Origin of the sequence: Saccharothrix sp. (assembly GCF_031180885.1) — a bacterium.
Classification (GTDB): domain Bacteria; phylum Actinomycetota; class Actinomycetes; order Mycobacteriales; family Pseudonocardiaceae; genus Actinosynnema.
Map to the genome: position 1 here is coordinate 1 of NZ_JAPSLK010000021.1, position 17,867 is coordinate 17,867.

A 17,867-nucleotide genomic window follows, 5' to 3' on the forward strand; every position below is an offset into this window, starting at 1 on the left:
CGGCGTAGGTGGCGGCGGCGTGCAGGTCCCATTCGACCGCCATGACCGGGTGGTAGCCGCCCGCCGCGGTGAAGCCTGAGGTCATGCCGCCGCAGCCGGCGAACAGGTCGATCATGGACAGCACGGGGCCAGGCTAGCCGGCCTGTTGCGCGCGCCGGACATCGACACGCCGGCCCGGGTGCAGGGGGGAGGGCGGGGTGGTCAGCCCCAGGGGGCGGGGACGTGGGCGTGGTCGGCCCAGGGGGCGGGGATGGTGGCGTGGGTCGGGGGCGTGGGGACGTGGGCGTGGTCGGGCCGGTGCAGGGGTGGCGCCTGGTCAGGGGCGGACTGGTCAGGGGCGGCGAGCGTCAGGGGCGGCGGGGAGGGCGGCGGGACAGGACGGTTTCGTGGATCTTCGCGGCGGCGGTGGTCGGGTCCTCGTGTTCCCAGACGCGCACCGCGAGCCAGCCCGCCTCGGACAGGAGGGCGTCGGTGTTCGCGTCGCGGGTCTGGTTGGACTCGATCTTGGTGCGCCAGAAGTCGCTGTTGCGCTTGGGCCACGTGCCGTGCTCGGGGCAGCCGTGCCAGAAGCAGCCGTCCACGAACACCGCCACCTTCGCGGGGCCGAACACCACGTCCGCCTCCCGCCGCACGGCGCGCACCGGGCGCTGGTGCACCCGGTAGCGCAGGCCCAGCCGGTGCAGTTCTCGGCGCAGGGCCACCTCGATCCCGGTGTCGCGGGACCGCTGCCTGCTCATCCGCGCGCTGACGTCCGACGTGGTCGGGAGGTTCGGCACGCGGTCATCATGGTGCATCCGGGTAGAGGACCCCGCGCAGGCTCCGGGTGGCGCGGTCCAAGTCCCGGCGGGCGGGTAATCGGACGTTGCCGACCTGCTCGGATTCCGTGATCGCCAGGTCGTGGAAGAAGAACGGTGGCATGGCGTGCAGGAGCAGGCGGGACGAGCGCTGACCGCCCCCGCGCGGGTTGAGGACCAGCCGTTCCACCCAGGCGTCCACCTCGAAGACCAGGTCCGCCAACGGGTGCACGCGCACGTCGAGCCCGGCCTGCCGGAGGTGCGCGACCACGGACAGGTACCGCAGGAACGCCACGAACTCCGTGACCACCTTGTGCCGCATGGCATCGCGTGCCCGCGCCCGGTCGGCGGTCGACGCGATGGCCTCGGTGGCGGGTGTCCACAGCATCGCCCGGGTCGCCTCGTCGGACTCGCAGAACTCGCGGAACTCGTCCCACGCCGGTAATCGGCCCAGCCGCTCCACCACGTGGTGCGCGACCTGCGTGAACGGGAACTCCGGCCGCCAACCCCGGATCTGGGGGATGTCGGGGGGCGGACCGGTTCTCGGGACGTCGCGGCACGCCGACCGGACCTCGTCGGGCGTGACCCGGAGGACGGCCGAGGCGACGTGGGACATCACCCGCTCCACTAGCGGTGTCCGGTCGCGGAACCAGCCGTTGAAGCGGTACCTCGTCTCCTGGGTGACGTTGAAGGTCTTGCGCACGTCCATGGCGGTGGTCGTCATGACCCAGAGGGTACGGACGACCACCGACAGTCCCGGCGAATGCGCTGGTCGCGGACCGCCTAGAGTCGACCGGGTGTTGGTGCTCCACGGGCTGTGCGCGCCCGACGGGCGGACGGCCGTGTGGGCCGAGGACGCCCGGCTCCCGGTGAAGGTCGGCTCGCGGCTGCCCAAGTCGCCCGTGCCGCACCCGTTCGCCGCGCCCGGCGCGGACCTCGCGACCCTGCTGGACGGCAAGCACGGCGAACTGGTGGTGCGCCTCCCCTCCTACGCCTCCGGACCGGTCGAGTCGCCGGAACTGGTGCGCGACCCGCTGGCCAAGCCCCCGGTCCGACGCGGCGCGGTGCGGCTGCGGGCCTGGCGGGTGCCGGTGGTGTGGGTGGACGAGGTGCCGGACGCGCCGTCCGAGTGCCGGCTGGGCGCGTCCGCCCGCTACCTGGCCGAGGTGGTGGAGTTCGCTCAGGACCTGGTCGCGCGGGGGCGTGTGCTGCCCGGTGGTGACGCGCGTTGGCGGGCCGCCCCGGAACGGTTGCGGCTGGCTCGGCTGCGGGACGCCATGCCGCCCGCGTTCCGGGCCGTGCAGGACGTCGAGGACCCGCTGGACGCGGTGCTGGATTCGTTGGTGGACAAGGAAGTCCGCACTCGACTGCGGGGCGTCGAGGTGGACGGCAGCGGTGTCGTCGGGCGGTGGTTGAAGGCGCTCACGGGTCGTGGTGTCCGCCCCCACGACGAGGCGCTGGTCAACGCCGTCGAGGCGTGGCGGGTGGAGCAGTCGCAGGTGGTGCGGGCGTGCTTCCGGCTGGCCTCCCCCGACCAGGGCGGGCCGGACCAGGAGGGTTGGCGGCTGGAGTTCCTGCTCCAGGTCGTGGACGAGCCGAGCGTGCTGGTGCCGGCGCGGGACGTGTGGCGCCACGACGCCGTGTTGCGGCGGTGGACGCCCCGGCCCGAAGAAGTGCTGTTGGGCGACCTGGGGCGGGCGTCCAAGGTGTTCCCCGCGCTGGACCGGGCGTTGGCCGAGCGCAACCCGGTGGCGCTGGACCTGGACCTCGACGGCGCCTACGACTTCCTGACCCGCGCCTCACTGCTGGCCGAGGCCGGGTTCGGGGTCATGCTGCCGTCGTGGTGGCGGCACCCGCGGCAGATCGGCCTGTCGCTGACCGCCACCAGCCGGGGCGCGGCCGGGGTCGTCCGGAAGGAGAGCGAGCTGGGCCTGAAGGCGGTGCTGGACTACCGCTGGGACCTCGCGCTGGGCGACGAGAAGCTGACCGAGGCCGAACTGTCCGCGTTGGCCAAGGCGAAGGCCCCGCTGGTGCGCATCCGCGGCCAGTGGGTGCACCTGGACCGCAAGCGGCTGGCCGAAGGGCTCGCGGTGCTGGGCAGCGGGCGGATGACCGCCGGGCAGGTGCTGCGGATCGCCGCGCAGGAGGACACCGACCTGCCGCTGCCGGTCACCGCCGTGCACGCGGACGGGTGGCTGGGCGACCTGCTGTCCGGCGAGGCGGAGCAGCGGCTGGACCCGGTGGACCCGCCGGAGGGGCTGACGGCGGTGCTGCGGCCGTACCAGCTGCGCGGGTTGTCGTGGCTGGTGTTCCTGGACCGGTTGGGGCTCGGGGCGTGCCTGGCCGACGACATGGGGCTGGGCAAGACCGTGCAGTTGCTGGCGCTGGAGGCCTACACGCGGCAGCACGGCCGCCGCCCGCCGACGCTGCTGATCTGCCCGATGTCCGTGGTCGGCAACTGGCAGCGCGAGGCGGAGCGGTTCACGCCCGGCCTGAAGGTCCACGTGCACCACGGCGGCGACCGGGTCGCGGCGGCGCTGACCGCGGGCCACGACCTGGTGATCACGACGTACGCGGTGGCCACGCGGGACGCCGAGGCGCTGGCCGGCGTCGAGTGGGACCGCGTGGTGCTGGACGAGGCGCAGAACGTCAAGAACAGCGCCACCCGGCAGTCCCAGGCGGTCCGGGCGCTGTCCGCGCGGCACCGGGTGGCGCTGACCGGCACGCCCGTGGAGAACCGGCTCGCCGAGCTGTGGTCGATCATGGACTTCGCCAACCCCGGCATCCTGGGCACGGTCAACACGTTCCGCGCCCGCTACGCCGTGCCGGTCGAGCGGCACCACGACGAGGACGCGGCGGTCCGGCTGCGCCGGGTGACCAGGCCGTTCGTGCTGCGCCGGCTCAAGACCGACCCGCGGATCATCAGCGACCTGCCGGACAAGATCGAGGTCAAGCAGCTGTGCACGCTGACGCCCGAGCAGGCGACGCTCTACCAGGCGGTGCTGGACGACATGTTCGCCCGGATCGCCGAGGCGGAGGGGATCAAGCGCAAGGGCCTGGTGCTGGCCACGATGTCCCGGCTCAAGCAGGTGTGCAACCACCCGGCGCAGCTGCTGGGCGACGGGTCGCGGGTGGCCGGGCGGTCGGGGAAGCTCGCCCGGCTGGAGGAGGTGCTGGAGGAAGCGCTCGCCGACGGCGACAAGGCGTTGTGCTTCACCCAGTTCACCAAGTTCGGCGCGATGGTGGTGCCGCACCTGGCGGCGCGGTTCGACACCGAGGTGCTGTACCTGCACGGCGGGACGCCCGCGAAGGCGCGTGACGAGATGGTGCGGCGGTTCCAGGAACCCGGCGGCCCTTCGGTGTTCGTGCTGTCGCTCAAGGCGGGCGGGACGGGGCTCAACCTGACCGCGGCGAACCAGGTGATCCACCTGGACCGGTGGTGGAACCCGGCGGTCGAGGACCAGGCGACGGACCGGGCGTTCCGGATCGGGCAGCGGTCGCACGTGCAGGTGCGCAAGTTCGTGTGCGTGGGGACGGTGGAGGACCGGATCGACCGGATGATCGAGGAGAAGCGGGGGCTGGCGCAACTGGTCGTCGGGGCCGGGGAGGACTGGTTGACCGAGCTGTCGACGGCGGAGCTGCGGGACCTGTTCGCGTTGTCCGGGGAGGCCGTCGGTGAGTGACTGGCACGGCGAGCGGCCGACGTACGGGCGGCCCATCCGGGTCGAGGGCGGGTTGACGCTGCGCAGCAAGCGGGGCGAGGTCGCCCGGACGTGGTGGTCCCGGCGGTTCGTCGAGGTGCTGGAGTCGTTCGGGATGGGCGGGCGGCTCGCGCGCGGGCGGACCTACGCGCGGACCGGGCAGGTGATGTCGCTGTCGCTGTCGACCAGCGTGGTGGTGGCGCTGGTGATGGGGTCGCGGCCGGAGCCGTACCGGGCGCGGATCGGGGTGCGCAAGTTCTCCGACGAGGACTGGGTGCGCATCGAGCGGGCGCTGGCCGACCGGGCGGTGTTCGCGGCGAAGCTGCTCGCCGGGGAGATGCCCGCCGAGATCGAGGAGTTGTTCGCGGGGTTGGGGTTGACGCTGTTCCCGGCGTCGCCGCGGGAGATGTCGATGGACTGCACCTGCCCGGACTGGGAGGTGCCGTGCAAGCACCTGGCGGCGGCCTGCTACCTGCTGGCGGAGTCGTTCGACGCGGACCCGTTCGAGATCCTGGCGTGGCGCGGGCGGGGGCGGGAGGACCTGCTGGAGCGGTTGCGGGAACTGCGCGCGCCCATGCCCGCCGAGGAGGCCGTGTCGGGTGGGGTGCGGCCGTTGGCGGAGTCGTTGGACGTGTTCTGGCAACGGCCGGCGGTGGAGGCGGTGCCGGAGCCCGACGAGCCGGTCGCCCACCACCCGGGCGCGATCCTGGACCGGCTCGGGCCGCTTTCCGTTCGGGGGCGGTCGGTGACGGACGAGCTCCGGCCGCTGTACCGGCGGTTCGGCGGCGGTCGGTGATGGGTCTTCGCGGCTGAGGGTGGGGTCAGCCGCCGGCCACGGACGGGAGGATGCGGATCTCGGCGTTCGGGCGCAGGACCGTGGACGGGCCGTCGAGGCGGCGGCACTCCTCGCCGTCCACGTAGAAGTTCACGTAGCGGCGCAGGGTGGCGCGTTCGTCGCGGAGGCGGCGGTCCAGGAGCGGGTAGCGACCGGCCAGCTCGTCGAGGACCGCGCCCAGGGTGGTGGGTTCGGGCAGGTCCAGTTCGAGGGTGGACTGGTTCTGCGCGGCCGGGCGCAGGACGCCGGGGATCAGCACGGTGATCTTCACTCAGACCTCCGCGGCGCGCACGCACACGACGTCCGGCAGGTGTTCGACCACCCGGTGCCACGACTCGCCCTCGTCGGGGCTGGCGTAGACGGAACCGGAGCGCGAGCCGAAGTAGACGCCGGCGGGGGTGGCCGTGTCGGTGCACATCGCGTCCCGCATGACGGCTGTCCAGAAGCCGTCCGGCAGGCCGGTGCGCAGGGCTGTCCACGTGTCGCCGCCGTCGGGTGAGCGGTAGACGGCGCACTGGCCGTTCGGGGGAAAGCGCTCGCCGTCGGCCACGAGCGGGAAGTTGTAGACGACCTCGGGCTCGTGCGGGTGGACGACCATCGGGAAGCCGAAGTCCGACGGGAGGCCGTCGGCGATCGAGTCCCAGGTGGCGCCGCCGTCGGACGAGCGGTAGACGCCGTGGTGGTTCTGGAGGTACATGCGGTCCGGCGCGGCCGGGTGGCGGGCGATCTTGTGCACGCACTGGCCGAACTCGGGGTACGGGTCGGGCAGGAAGTACGCCTTCACGCCCTTGTTGCTCGCGGTCCACGACGCGCCGCCGTCGGAGGTGCGGTAGACGCCGCCGGTGGACATGGCCACGGTGAGCCGGTCGGGATCGGTGGGGTGGGGCAGGATCGTGTGGATCGCCTGGCCGCCGTAGCCGGCGCCCCAGTCATCGCGGTGCGGGTGGTCCCAGAGGCCGCGGACGAGGGCGTAGGTGCGGCCGCCGTCGTCGGAGCGGAAGAGGGCGGAGGGTTGGGTGCCGGCGTAGACGACGTCGGGGTCGTCGGTGGGGGTCAGCTGCCAGACGCGTTCCAGCGCGGTGTCCTCGGGGAAGGCGATGGGGGCGTGGTCGGGTTCCTGCCAGGTCTCGCCGAGGTCGTCGCTGGTCATGACGGTGGGGCCGAAGTGGGGACTGGTGGTCCCGGCGAGGAGGCGGGGTCGGCGCGGGTCGATGGCGACCGCGTAGACCTCGGTCATGGGCAGCAGCGGTCCGCGGACCTCCCACGACCTGCGGTCGGGGCTGGTCGCGAGCCACAGGCCCTTTCGCGTGCCGATCGCGAGCAGGTGCATGGCGTCCTCCGGCGGTGGGTGTGACGTGGAGCACGCTACGCGCGGGGTACGACAATTTCGCGCCGGCCGGGAATGAGCCACCGCCTCGCCACCTCCCCACCCCGCCACCTCCCCACCCCGCCACCTCCCCACCCCGCCACCGCCCAGCCGCCCCGCCCAGCCACGCCACGCCACCCAGCCGCCTCGCGCAGCCACGCCGCCCCGCCCAGCCACGCCGCACCGCACCGCCACCCCGCCGCACTGCACCGCCGCCACGCCAGGGCCAAGCCGCCGCACCGCCCAGGCCGCCGCCGCGCCTCTCCACCGCGCCGCCCCACCGTCCAAGCCGCCGCCGCGCCTCGCCACCGCGCCACGGCACCGCCAGGCCGCCGTGAGGGCTGAAGGGCGGGAGGTGGCGGGCGGAGGGTGCGCGACGGAGGAAGTTACTCGCTGGTAACGTGCCCGGGAGACGAAGGGAGCAGGCCGGTGTTGTTCGATCCCAACAGCTTCGAGGGCGCGCACCTCGACCCCGAGAGCAGGCGGTTGCTGCGGGCCACCATCGACTGGTTCGAGGAGCGCGGCAAGAAGAAGCTCATCGCCGACGACCAGTCCCGGGTCTGGTACGCCGAATTCCTGGAGTTCGCGGCCCGCGAGAAGCTGTTCGCGACCTTCCTGACCCCGGCCGCGGAAAGCGGCGGCAACCCGGACAAGCGGTGGGACGCCACCCGCAACGCCGCCCTCAGCGAGATCCTCGGCTTCTACGGCCTCCAGTACTGGTACACCTGGCAGGTCACCGTCCTCGGCCTCGGCCCGATCTGGATGAGCGACAACGCCGCCGCCAAGAAGCGCGCCGCCGACCTGCTCGACAGCGGCGCGGTGTTCGCGTTCGGGCTGTCCGAGAAGGAGCACGGCGCGGACGTCTACTCGACCGACATGGTGCTCACGCCGAAGGCCGACGGCGGGTTCGTCGCCAACGGCGGCAAGTACTACATCGGCAACGGCAACGTCGCGGGCATGGTCTCCGTCTTCGGCCGCCGCGCGGACGTCGAAGGCCCCGACGGGTACGTGTTCTTCGCGGTGGACAGCGCGCACCCGAACTACAAGCTGGTCAAGAACGTCGTCGACTCGCAGATGTTCGTCAGCGAGTTCCGCCTGGAGGACTACCCGGTCGCCCCCGGAGACGTCCTGCACACCGGCGCGGAGGCGTTCAGCGCGGCGTTGAACACCGTGAACGTCGGGAAGTTCAACCTGTGCACGGCGTCCATCGGCATCTCCGAGCACGCCTTCTACGAAGCCATCACCCACGCGCACAACCGGGTGCTGTACGGCAAGAAGGTCACCGAGTTCCCGCACGTGCGCCAGAACTTCGTCGACGCGTACGCCCGGCTGGTCGCCATGAAGCTCTTCGCCGACCGCTCCGTCGACTACTTCCGCACCGCGTCCCCCGAAGACCGCCGGTACCTGCTGTTCAACCCGGTCACCAAGATGAAGGTGACCAGCGAGGGCGAGCAGGTGATCGGCCTGCTGTGGGACGTCATCGCGGCCAAGGGCTTCGAGAAGGACACCTACTTCTCCATGGCCGGACGGGACATCGGCGCGCTGCCCAAGCTCGAAGGCACCGTGCACGTGAACCTGGCGCTGGTGCTGAAGTTCATGCCCGCCTACCTGTTCCAGCCCGCCGAGTACGACGAGGTCCCGACCGTCTCGGACGCCGAGGACGACGACTTCTTCTGGCGGCAGGGACCGGCCCGCGGCCTCGGCTCGATCCGGTTCCACGACTGGGAAGCCGCCTACCGGCGGTTCGCGCACGTGCCGAACGTGGCGCGGTTCCACCAGCAGGCGCAGGGCCTCCGGACGTTGCTGACCACGGCCGCGCCGGACGCCGAGCAGCAGAAGGACCTCGACTTCCTGCTGACGCTCGGCCAGCTGTTCACGCTCGTGGTCTACGGCCAGTTGGCGCTGGAGCAGGCGGCGCTCACGAGCCTCGACACCGACGTCGTGGACCAGGTGTTCGACGTGCTGGTGCGGGACTTCTCCAGCTGGGCGGTCGCGTTGCACGGCAAGGCTTCGTCCACCGGGGCGCAGCAGGAGTGGGCGCTGGGGCAGGTGCGCAAGCCGGTGGTGGACCGCGAGCGGTTCCAGCGGGTGTGGGAGCGGGTCGCGGCGCTCTCGGGGGCGTACGAGATGCGGCCGTAGCCCGGACCAACGACCCCGGGACGGCCCCTGGTCGTCCCGGGGTCAGTCAGGTGCCGTCTTGACTGGTGGGGTCGAGGGGTGTTTGGTCGGGCACCTGGGCGAGGGAAGGGGACGCAGTGACCGCGTCCAAGTCGCTCCGGGCGCTGCGCGAGGCGATCGTGCTCGAGCACCTGGAGGCGGAGAACGAGCGGGAGTTCGAGGTCGCCGTGGGGGCGTTCGACCACGCCCGCTGGGAGGTGATGGCCACCGGCGAGGTCATCGAGGGGCGCGCGGCGGTGGTGGGGTACTACGAGCGGGTCGTGGCAGCCGGGCCGGAGCTGCGCAGCCACGTCGTCTCCCTGCACCACGCCGAAGGGGCCGTGATCGTCGAACTGCGGCACGACGGGGATGGCGTCCTCGGTCGCAGCGGGGTGTTCTTCCTGTTCGACGGTGCCCGGCTGGTCGGCAAGCGGGTGTACGGCGGGTGGTACGAGAAGAGCCGCCACCCCGTGGCCGGGATGGCGGCTCCACTGTCATCCGATGGGAATCGGACCTAGGTCAGAGCGGTCGAACCGTCTGCGCCTGCGGGCCCTTCTGGCCCTGGCCGATCTCGAACTCCACCCGCTGGTTCTCCTCCAGCGTGCGGTAGCCCGTGGACTGGATCTCCGAGTAGTGCACGAACACGTCGGCGCCACCGTTGTCCGGGGAGATGAAGCCGAAGCCCTTCTCCGCGTTGAACCACTTGACGGTGCCCTGAACTGCCATCTTGCTACTTCTCCTCTAACAGGTGCCGGATCGCGCTTGCGACCACCGGGTCCGTTGGGGCGTTGAGCCCCTCCCGTCGAGGAAGTTCCACGCCCGCAACTCCGATCCGCGAGCGTGGTGGAACACGAACACAGATAGGTACGACCGAACACAGTCAACCACGCCACCCCGGTGGCAGTCGAGCGCAAGAACGCGGCGAGTCGCACTGCTACTGTGGGCGAGGACGCGATCACAGGGGGTTTCCGCCATGACCGAACCCGTTCTGGTGACCATCGCCGCATCGCTCGCCACCCGCGCCTTCGCGGGCCTGTACGCCCTGGTCCGGGCCAAGTTCGCGGACGACCCCGAGGCCACCGCGGCGCTGACCGCCGCCGAGGGCGCCGCGCCCGGTTCGCCGCAGGTCGCCGCCCTGGCCGAGGCGCTGCGGAGGGCCGAAGCCGAAGATCCCCCGTTCGGGGACCGGCTCCGCCGTGAACACGAACGGGTGACTTTGTACAAGGTCGACAACAAGGTCACGGGTGGGGCCAACCACCAGGTGGTGCAAGCGGGCGAGATCACCGGGGACATCACCTTCAAGTAGGCCGGTCGAGTGAAGATGGAGGGGTGTTCTCGACCCTCCACCACCCGCAGACCCGGTTGCTGTTCTTCTTCCTCGGCCTGGTCGTCACGTTCGTCCTGATCAGGATCAGCGTGCGGATGATCCGGGCGAAGGTGCGCTGGTGGCCGGGCAACATCACCCCCGGTGGCACGCACATCCACCACGTCGTCTTCGGCACGGTGTTCATGCTGGTCGGGGGCGTGACGGGGCTGGCCGTGCCGGACGAGGAGCACGGGTGGCGGGTGGCCGCGGCGGCGCTGCTGGGCGTGGGCGCGGCGCTGGTGCTCGACGAGTTCGCGCTGATCCTGCACCTGCGGGACGTGTACTGGGAGAAGGACGGCCGGCTGTCGGTGGACGCGGTGTTCCTGGCCATCGGCATGACCGGCCTGCTGCTGCTGGGCGCCCGGCCGCTGGGGTACGACGAGTTCTACGGCGAGGGCGTGTGGGTGCGGGTGGTGATCATCCTGGTCAACCTGGGCTTCGCCATCGTCGCGCTGCTCAAGGGCAAGGTGTGGACCGGACTGCTGGGGCTGCTGGTGCCGGTCCTGCCCGAGATCGGCGCGCTGCGGCTGGCCCGGCCCGGGTCACCGTGGGCGCGCTGGCGGTACACCGAGGGGTCCCGAAAGCTGCGCCGGGCGTACCGGCGGGAGGCGCGGGTGCGCCAGCCGCTGATCCGGGCGAAGATCCGGTTCCAGGAGTTCATCTCGGGCCGCCACGACGGCGACTAGTTGACCAGGATGCCCAGCTCGTCGCACACCGGCCGGACATCGCCGGCGCACAGGTCCACCGACTTCACCACGCTCTCCGCCACCAGCCGCCGCACGTCGGCCTTGGTGATCAGGTCCGCGCCCAGCAGCACCGACTTCACGTCCCGCCGCGACACCAGGTCCCGGGTGTTGCCGGTGGCCAGGTCGTCCGCGCCGCTGATGTCCCCGCGCGCCACCGCGATGGCCAGCCGCGCCGCCGCCTCGGCCTCGTCCCGGATCGGCTTGTAGACGGTCATGCACTGGTCGCCGCGCAGGACCGCGCGCAGGCCCTCCAGGGTGGCGTCCTGGCCGGTCACCGGCACCTTGCCGGCCAGGCCGCGCTCCCGGAGCACCTCGATCACCGCGCCCGCGAGGCCGTCGTTGGCCGCGACCACGCCGTCCACCCGGCCGCCGTTGGCGTCCAGGATCTGCTCGAAGGTGGCCTTGCCCAGCACCGGGTCCCAGTTGTCGACCGCCTGGCTCTTCACCAGCTTCAGCGCGCCGGCGTCGTACTTCGGGCCGAGCTTGCGGCGCTGGCCGTCGGCGAACAGGGTCGCGTTGTTGTCCGTCGGGGAGCCCTGGATCTCGATGATCTGCGCGCCCGGCTTGTTGCCCAGGCACTTGAGCAGGCCCTCGGCCTGGAGTTCGCCGACGTTGAGGTTGTCGAAGGAGACGTAGTACTCGGCCTGGCCGCCCAGGCTGATCCGGTCGTAGTTGATGACCGGGATGTTGGCCTGCTTCGCCTTGCGCTCGACGGTCGCGCCGCCCTCGGTGCTCAGCGGCGTGGTCATCAAGACCTTCACGCCGCGCCCGATCATGTCGTCGGCGATGCTCTGGAACTTCTTCTCGTCGCCCTCGGCGTTCTCGATCAGCGGCGTGATGCCGGCGAAGTTCAGCGCGGACTCCAGCAGCGGCCGGTCCTGCTCCTCCCAGCGGTCCGACGACGCGCGGTCCGGCAGGATCACGCCGACCACCGGCTTGTCCGACGGCCGCAACGGCGCGACCGGCTCCAGGCCGCTCGGCTTCTTCTCGGCGCCGCACGCCGCGACGGTCAGCACGAGCAGGCCGCAGGACACCAATCCGCGTACTCTTCGCATTCGCCAACCCCTTGCGCGGACCGACCGCCGTCCGGTGGATCGAAACAGAATGTGCGGAATTCCATCCCTCGCGACACGCGTTCGTCAAGACGTAGCAACCCATTGGTGCCAAATGGTCCGCACCGCTCGGCGTGTCGACCTCCGGGGAAGATCGAAACCGCAGGTCGAATCGTTACCAAAACACAAAATGTAACTGAGCGCGCACGTCCCGCTACGGTCCACACTGACTACGAACGACGTCTACCGGGGCCCGGTTTTGTTTGCCAGGGTGTCGCCCGACCCATACCCCCACCGGGTCTGTGAGGAGACACGCGTGAGAACACGCAGAATCGTTCCGTCGGCGTTGGTGGTGGCGACCACCGCCGCGCTGCTGGCGACCGGGACACAGCCCGCGACCGGCCAGCAGGGCACCGCCGACTTCACCGTCGTCGTCGAGGACGGCGCGAGCGCCGACGCGGCCAAGGCCGCCGTGGTCGCCGCCGGCGGCGAGGTCGTCGGCGAGAACACCGCGGTCGGCACCCTGACCGTGAAGGCCCCCGCCGAGGGCTTCGTGCAGCGCGTCTCCGCCTCCGACGCGGTGCTCGGCGCGACCGGCCTCAAGCCGCTCGGCGCGGCGCCCACCGACCTCCCGGACAACCGGGAGTGGCGGGAGGTCGAACGCGAGCACCTCGGCGCGGCGGCCCAGTCCCCCGCCAAGGCCCCCGACGCCACGGCCGGCATGGACCCGCTCGACGGCGGGCTGTGGGGCCTGAAGCTGGTCCGCTCCGACAAGGCCCGCACCCGGCAGGCCGGCGACAAGCGGGTCTACGTCGGCATCCTCGACACCGGCGTGGACGGCAATCACCCGGACATCGCGCCGAACTTCAACCGCGAGCTGTCCCGCAACTTCACCATCGACATCCCCACCGACCCCAACGGCAACGAGGTCGACGGCCCCTGCGAGTTCCGCGGCTGCGTCGACCCCGACGACCACGACGACAACGGCCACGGCACCCACGTCGCCGGCACCATCGGCGCGGCGGCGAACGGGTTCGGCATCTCCGGCGTGGCCCCGAACGTGTCCCTGGTGAACATCCGCGGCGCCCAGGACTCCGGCTACTTCTTCCTCCAGCCGGTCGTGGACGCGATCACCTACGGCGCCGACGTCGGCCTCGACGTGATCAACATGTCGTTCTACATCGACCCGTGGTACATGAACTGCATCGACAACCCGGCCGACAGCCCCCAGGCCCGGATCGAGCAGCGCGCCACCATCACCGCCGTGCAGCGGGCGCTGAACTACGCCCACCGCAAGGGCGTGACCCTGATCGCGGCCGGCGGCAACAACCACGAGGACCTGGGCAACCCGCGTTCCGACGCGCAGAGCCCGAACTACCCGGCGGGCACCAACTACACCCGCACCATCGACAACTCCAAGTGCCTGCACCTGCCCACCGAGGGCGAGCACGTCATCTCCGTGTCGTCGCTCGGCCCGTCGACCGCCAAGGCCGACTACTCGAACTGGGGCACCGAGCAGACCGACCTGTCCGCCCCCGGCGGCTGGTTCCGCGACGGCTTCGGCACCCCGTGGTACCGGACCAACGAGAACCTGATCCGGTCGACGTACCCGCGCAACGTTGCGTTGGCCGAGGGCAACATCGACGAGGCCGGCAACGTGACCCCGAAGGGCCAGGCGGCCGGCGTGGCGAAGTACTGCGCGGGCACCACGTGCGGCTACTACCAGTACCTCCAGGGCACCTCGATGGCCGCTCCGCACGCGGCCGGCGTGGCCGCCCTGGTGGTCAGCGAGTACGGCAAGAAGGACCGCTCCCACCCGGGCACCCTGACCCTGTCCCCGGACAAGGTCGAGAAGGTCCTCTACAAGACCGCGACCCAGCGCGCCTGCCCGTTCCCGCGCACCGTCTCCTACGAGCGGGAGGGTCGCCCGGCCGAGTTCACGGCGACCTGCGAGGGTGACACCGCGTTCAACGGCTTCTACGGCCACGGCATCGTGGACGCGTACGGAGCGGTCACCCGCGGCGGCAGCCACATCTGATCGACGCGCGAAAGGAGCCCCCGCCCGGTGTTCGGGCGGGGGCTCTTCGCTTCTCGGGCGGGGTCCTCCGCCTTCTCGGCTCGGGCGGGGGCTTCCGCCGCCTCGCGGGTCAGGCGCTCCGCTCGCCCAGGGCGGTGCCCAGCGCCTGCCAGTCGAGGACCGGCGCGGCCAGGTCGCGGATGGACGCCAGCAGGCCCAGTCGGGCCTTGCGGACCTCCGGGTCCTCCGCCATCACCAGCACCTCGTCGAAGAACGTGTTCACCGGCGCGGTCAACCCGCCCGCCGCCGACGCGAACGCGGCCAGCCCGGCGCCGTCGAAGGACACCTCCGCCAGCGCCTTGTGCAGCGCCACCTCGGCCGGCTCGGTCAACGCCCCGGCGTCGTACTCCGGCGCGGTCTCGGCCGGCACGATCCGGCGCACCCGCTGCAAGGCCGCGACCAGCGCGGCGAAGTCCTCGGACCCGGCCAGCGAGGTCAGCTCCGCCAACGTCTCGTCGGCCTGGGCCGGGGCGTCCGCCAGCGGCAGGACCGCGTTCACGAACCGGTGGTCGTGGCCGGCGTCCAGCAGCTGCTGCTCGTACCGGCGCACGGCGAACTCCCGCGCGTTCTCCAGGGCGTCCGCCGAGACGTCCAAGTCCTGCGCCGCCAGGGAAAGCGCCCGGGTCAGCGTGATGTCCCGCAGTTCCGGGAACGCCCGCAGGACGCTCACCGCGCCCAGCGCCGCCCGCCGCAGGCCGAACGGGTCGGAGCTGCCGGTCGGGTTGGCGCCGATGCCGAACAGGCCCGCCAGCAGGTCGAAGCGGTCCGCCAGCGACAGCAGCGCACCCGCCCGGGAGGCGGGCAGCGCGTCACCCGCCGAGCGGGGCAGTTCCATCTCGTAGAGGGCCTGCGCGACCTCGGGGGTCTCGCCCGCCCGCACCGCGTACTCCCGTGCCATCACGCCGGCCAGGCTGGACAGCTCGATCACCATCTGCGAGCCCAGGTCGAACTTGGCCAGCTCACCGGCCCGGGTCAGCGTGTCGTCCGCGCCGCCGACGACGTCGGCCAGCCGGCCGGCCAGCGCCGCGATCCGCCCGGCCCGGTCCGCCATCGACCCGAGCTTGTCGGCGAACGTCAGCTTCTCCAGGCCCGCCTTCATGTCCGCCAACGGCGTGCGCAGGTCGGCACGCCAGAAGAACGCCGCGTCCTCGTACCGGGCGCGCAGCACGGCCTCGTTCCCGCGCCGCACCAGGTCCTCGTCGATGGACCCGTTCGCCACCGCCACGAAGTGCGGGAGCAGCGAGCCGTCCTCGGCGCGCACCGGCAGGTAGCGCTGGTGCTTGCGCATGACCGTGGTCAGAATCTGCTGGGGCAGTTCAAGGTACTTGGCGTCGAACGAGCCCAGCAGTGGCGTGGGCTGCTCGACCAGGTTCGTCACCTCGTCCAGCACGCCCTCGAAGTCCACGACCCCGCCGACCGACTTGGCCAGCTCGGCCGCGCGCTCGACGACGACGTCCCCGCGGACCGAGGCCGAGGCCGTGATCCCGTGCTGTGCCAGGAACTCCAGGTAACCGTCCGCAGTGGACACTTCCACCACCGGCGTCTCGGCCGTGCGGTGCACGCGGGTCGTGGTGCCGGACACCAGGGCGGACACGCCCACCGGCACCGGCGTGCCGCCCAGCAGCGCGAGCAGCCAGCGGATCGGGCGGGTGAACGACAGCTTCGGGTCGTTCCACTTCATGTTCTTCTCCGCGCGCAGCTCCGCCACCACGGACGCGAGCAGCGAACCCAGCACCTCGACCGCGCCGCCACCGGGCACGGTCTTCACCACGGTGACGTGCTCGACGCCGTTCTCCACCACCCGGGTCAGGTCGGCGACGTCCACGCCCTGCCCGCGCGCGAAGCCCTGCGCGGCCTTGGTGGGCGCGCCGTCGGCGTCGAACGCGGCGGACACGCGCGGTCCGCGCATGGTCTTCTCGGCGTCCGGCTCGCGCGGCGACACCTCGGGCACCAGCACGACGATGCGGCGCGGCGTGCCGTGCACCTGGACCTCGCCGTGCGTGAGGCGGGTCCCGGCCAGCTTCTCGGTCACCGCCGCGCGCACCGCCTCGACGGTCCGGGTGACCTCGGCGGGCGGAAGTTCCTCGGTGCCGATCTCGAACAGCAGCGTCTCGGGCTTGTCGGTGGTGCCGGCGGCGGGCAGCGCGGGCGCTTCCTGCGGCTCGACCAGGCCCAGCGGGTGCCCCAGCTCCTCGCGCCGCGCGGCCCACAGCTGCGCGACCTCGCGCGCCAGACCCCGCATCCGGGCGAACGCGCGGGCCCGCTCGGTGGTGCTGATCGCGCCGCGCGCGTCGAGGACGTTGAACGTGTGCGAGCACTTCAGCACGTAGTTGTGCGCGGGCACGGGCAGGCGGGCGTCGAGCATCCGCCGCGCCTCGGACGCGTACTCCTCGAACAGCCGCTTGTTGGCCTCGACGTCGGCGTCGTCCAGGTAGTAGCGGGACATCTCGTACTCGGCCTGGCCGAACGCCTCGCCATAGGAGATGCCGGGCGCGTAGGCGATGTCCTTGAAGTGGTCCACGCCCTGCAGCGCCATCATGATGCGCTCGATGCCGTAGGTGATCTCCACCGACACCGGGTCCAGCGACATGCCGCCGGCCTGCTGGAAGTAGGTGAACTGGGTGATCTCCAGCCCGTCCAGCCACACCTCCCAGCCCAGGCCCCACGCGCCCAGGGCGGGCGAGGCCCAGTTGTCCTCGACGAACCGCACGTCGTGGGCGCGCACGTCGATGCCGAGGGCTTCCAGGCTGCCCAGGTACAGCTCCTGCGGGTCGCCCGGGTCGGGCTTGAGGATGACCTGGAACTGGGTGTGGGTCTGGAGGCGGTTGGGGTTCTCCCCGTACCGGGCGTCGTCGGGCCGCACGCTGGGCTCGACGTAGGCCACCCGCCACGGCTCCGGGCCGAGGACGCGCAGCACGGTCGCCGGGTTCAGGGTGCCCGCACCGACCTCGGTGTTGTACGGCTGCACGACGATGCAGCCCCGTTCGGTCCAGTACCTGGTCAGCGCCAGCAGCGCGTCCTGCATCGTGAGCACGGGGTGAAGTCTACGAACGGGGCACCCGGAGCCTCACGGTCGGGTTACTTCACTGGTCACACGCTGTCAAGACCCGGTATCACCTCGTCGTGATGTGGGGCTGTGCCACCCTTTGGGCAACCCCAGAGGGCACCGGCGCGTCCACCAGGGCAGGTCCGGAACACAAGGGAGGAGCGCGAGTGGACAACCGGCCGCCGAGGCCGGGCGAACCCGACGGGTTTCGCCGGCGACCTTTGCCCCCTCGCGCACCACAACCCCCGCGCGCGGGCCACGACCCGCGCCCGCCCCACCCTTCCCCCGCCGACGGCGACCCACGCCGCCCGACCCGTGGCGAACCTCACGGCCGCTCCCCCGAGCCACCCCGCGCGACGGGTGGCGGTGACGCCCCCCGCGGCCGCGACCCCCGCCCCGGCCACGACGGCACCCCACGCCGCCCCGACCCCGCCGACGCCCGCGGCGCATCCCGCGACAACGATCCCCGCAGCTCCGACGCCCGCCGCTCCGCTCGCGGCGAGGACTCCCGCGGCGCAGCCGGGCGCGAAGCCGGCGCGCGCGGCACGGCACGCGGCGACTCCCGCAGCGCGGCTCGCGGCGAGGACAGCCGCGGTGCTGGGCGCCAAGCCGGCGGCCGTGGCGCGGCCGGGCGAAGCGGAGACCCGCGCAACACCCCCGGCCGCAGCGCCGACCCACGCGGCGCCGGCCCACGCGGCGTCGACCAGCGCGGCGCCGGCCCACGCGG

Annotated in this window: 15 protein-coding genes; 7 read left to right on the forward strand and 8 right to left on the reverse strand. The window is 72.1% G+C overall.

Annotated elements, in window-relative coordinates; all coding sequences use genetic code 11:
• From RIN75_RS23085 to RIN75_RS23095, 3 genes are all read right to left on the reverse strand, one after another.
• A partial coding sequence (locus RIN75_RS23085; RefSeq protein ID WP_309114196.1) for a DNA cytosine methyltransferase occupies nucleotides 1-115 on the reverse strand: 115 nt, incomplete at its 3' end.
• Nucleotides 116-347: 232 nt separating this feature from the next.
• On the reverse strand, nucleotides 348-794 hold the full coding sequence (locus RIN75_RS23090; protein WP_309114086.1) for a very short patch repair endonuclease: 447 nt from the start codon (nucleotides 792-794) through the stop codon (nucleotides 348-350).
• A complete protein-coding gene (locus tag RIN75_RS23095; RefSeq protein WP_309114087.1) occupies nucleotides 784-1,518 on the reverse strand; it encodes a hypothetical protein in 735 nt (244 codons plus the stop codon). Before RIN75_RS23095 ends, RIN75_RS23090 begins: the two co-directional genes overlap by 11 nt.
• Nucleotides 1,519-1,591: 73 nt before the next feature.
• Here RIN75_RS23095 and RIN75_RS23100 point away from each other — a divergent pair, with 73 nt between their 5' ends.
• Nucleotides 1,592-4,477 (forward strand): DEAD/DEAH box helicase, encoded by a 2,886-nt coding sequence (locus RIN75_RS23100; RefSeq protein ID WP_309114088.1) that lies wholly within the window; start codon nucleotides 1,592-1,594, stop codon nucleotides 4,475-4,477.
• Entirely contained in the window at nucleotides 4,470-5,291 is an 822-nt protein-coding gene (locus tag RIN75_RS23105) for an SWIM zinc finger family protein (protein WP_309114089.1), read from the forward strand. Before RIN75_RS23100 ends, RIN75_RS23105 begins: the two co-directional genes overlap by 8 nt.
• A 25-nt stretch (nucleotides 5,292-5,316) precedes the next feature.
• Here RIN75_RS23105 and RIN75_RS23110 read toward each other — a convergent pair whose 3' ends face one another.
• Nucleotides 5,317-5,601, reverse strand: a complete 285-nt coding sequence (locus RIN75_RS23110) for a MoaD/ThiS family protein (protein WP_309114090.1) — start codon at nucleotides 5,599-5,601, stop codon at nucleotides 5,317-5,319.
• The gene (locus RIN75_RS23115; protein ID WP_309114091.1) at nucleotides 5,602-6,660 is read right to left on the reverse strand and encodes an exo-alpha-sialidase; all 1,059 of its coding nucleotides are present in this window, start codon (nucleotides 6,658-6,660) and stop codon (nucleotides 5,602-5,604) included.
• Nucleotides 6,661-7,125: 465 nt separating this feature from the next.
• Here RIN75_RS23115 and RIN75_RS23120 point away from each other — a divergent pair, with 465 nt between their 5' ends.
• A complete protein-coding gene (locus tag RIN75_RS23120; protein WP_309114092.1) occupies nucleotides 7,126-8,835 on the forward strand; it encodes an acyl-CoA dehydrogenase in 1,710 nt (569 codons plus the stop codon).
• Nucleotides 8,836-8,951: 116 nt separating this feature from the next.
• Nucleotides 8,952-9,371 (forward strand): nuclear transport factor 2 family protein, encoded by a 420-nt coding sequence (locus tag RIN75_RS23125; RefSeq protein ID WP_309114093.1) that lies wholly within the window; start codon nucleotides 8,952-8,954, stop codon nucleotides 9,369-9,371.
• Nucleotide 9,372: 1 nt separating this feature from the next.
• On the opposite strand, the gene RIN75_RS23130 is transcribed toward RIN75_RS23125, so the two are convergent.
• Nucleotides 9,373-9,579 carry a cold-shock protein gene (locus RIN75_RS23130; RefSeq protein WP_309114094.1) on the reverse strand — a complete coding sequence of 69 codons (207 nt, stop codon included), beginning with the start codon at nucleotides 9,577-9,579 and terminating at the stop codon, nucleotides 9,373-9,375.
• Nucleotides 9,580-9,826: 247 nt separating this feature from the next.
• On the opposite strand from RIN75_RS23130, the gene RIN75_RS23135 reads away from it, so the two are divergent.
• The gene (locus tag RIN75_RS23135) at nucleotides 9,827-10,159 is read left to right on the forward strand and encodes a hypothetical protein (protein ID WP_309114095.1); all 333 of its coding nucleotides are present in this window, start codon (nucleotides 9,827-9,829) and stop codon (nucleotides 10,157-10,159) included.
• A gap of 23 nt (nucleotides 10,160-10,182) precedes the next feature.
• A complete protein-coding gene (locus RIN75_RS23140; protein WP_309114096.1) occupies nucleotides 10,183-10,905 on the forward strand; it encodes a hypothetical protein in 723 nt (240 codons plus the stop codon).
• Here RIN75_RS23140 and RIN75_RS23145 read toward each other — a convergent pair.
• Complete coding sequence (locus RIN75_RS23145) at nucleotides 10,902-12,020, reverse strand: substrate-binding domain-containing protein (RefSeq protein WP_309114097.1); 1,119 nt, start codon at nucleotides 12,018-12,020, stop codon at nucleotides 10,902-10,904. The two genes, RIN75_RS23140 and RIN75_RS23145, sit on opposite strands and share 4 nt — an antisense overlap.
• Before the next feature lie 313 nt (nucleotides 12,021-12,333).
• Here RIN75_RS23145 and RIN75_RS23150 point away from each other — a divergent pair, with 313 nt between their 5' ends.
• Complete coding sequence (locus RIN75_RS23150) at nucleotides 12,334-14,055, forward strand: S8 family serine peptidase (RefSeq protein ID WP_309114098.1); 1,722 nt, start codon at nucleotides 12,334-12,336, stop codon at nucleotides 14,053-14,055.
• Between the two features lie 109 nt (nucleotides 14,056-14,164).
• Here RIN75_RS23150 and RIN75_RS23155 read toward each other — a convergent pair whose 3' ends face one another.
• Complete coding sequence (locus RIN75_RS23155) at nucleotides 14,165-17,119, reverse strand: glycine--tRNA ligase (protein WP_309114197.1); 2,955 nt, start codon at nucleotides 17,117-17,119, stop codon at nucleotides 14,165-14,167.
• Nucleotides 17,120-17,867: the final 748 nt, after the last annotated feature.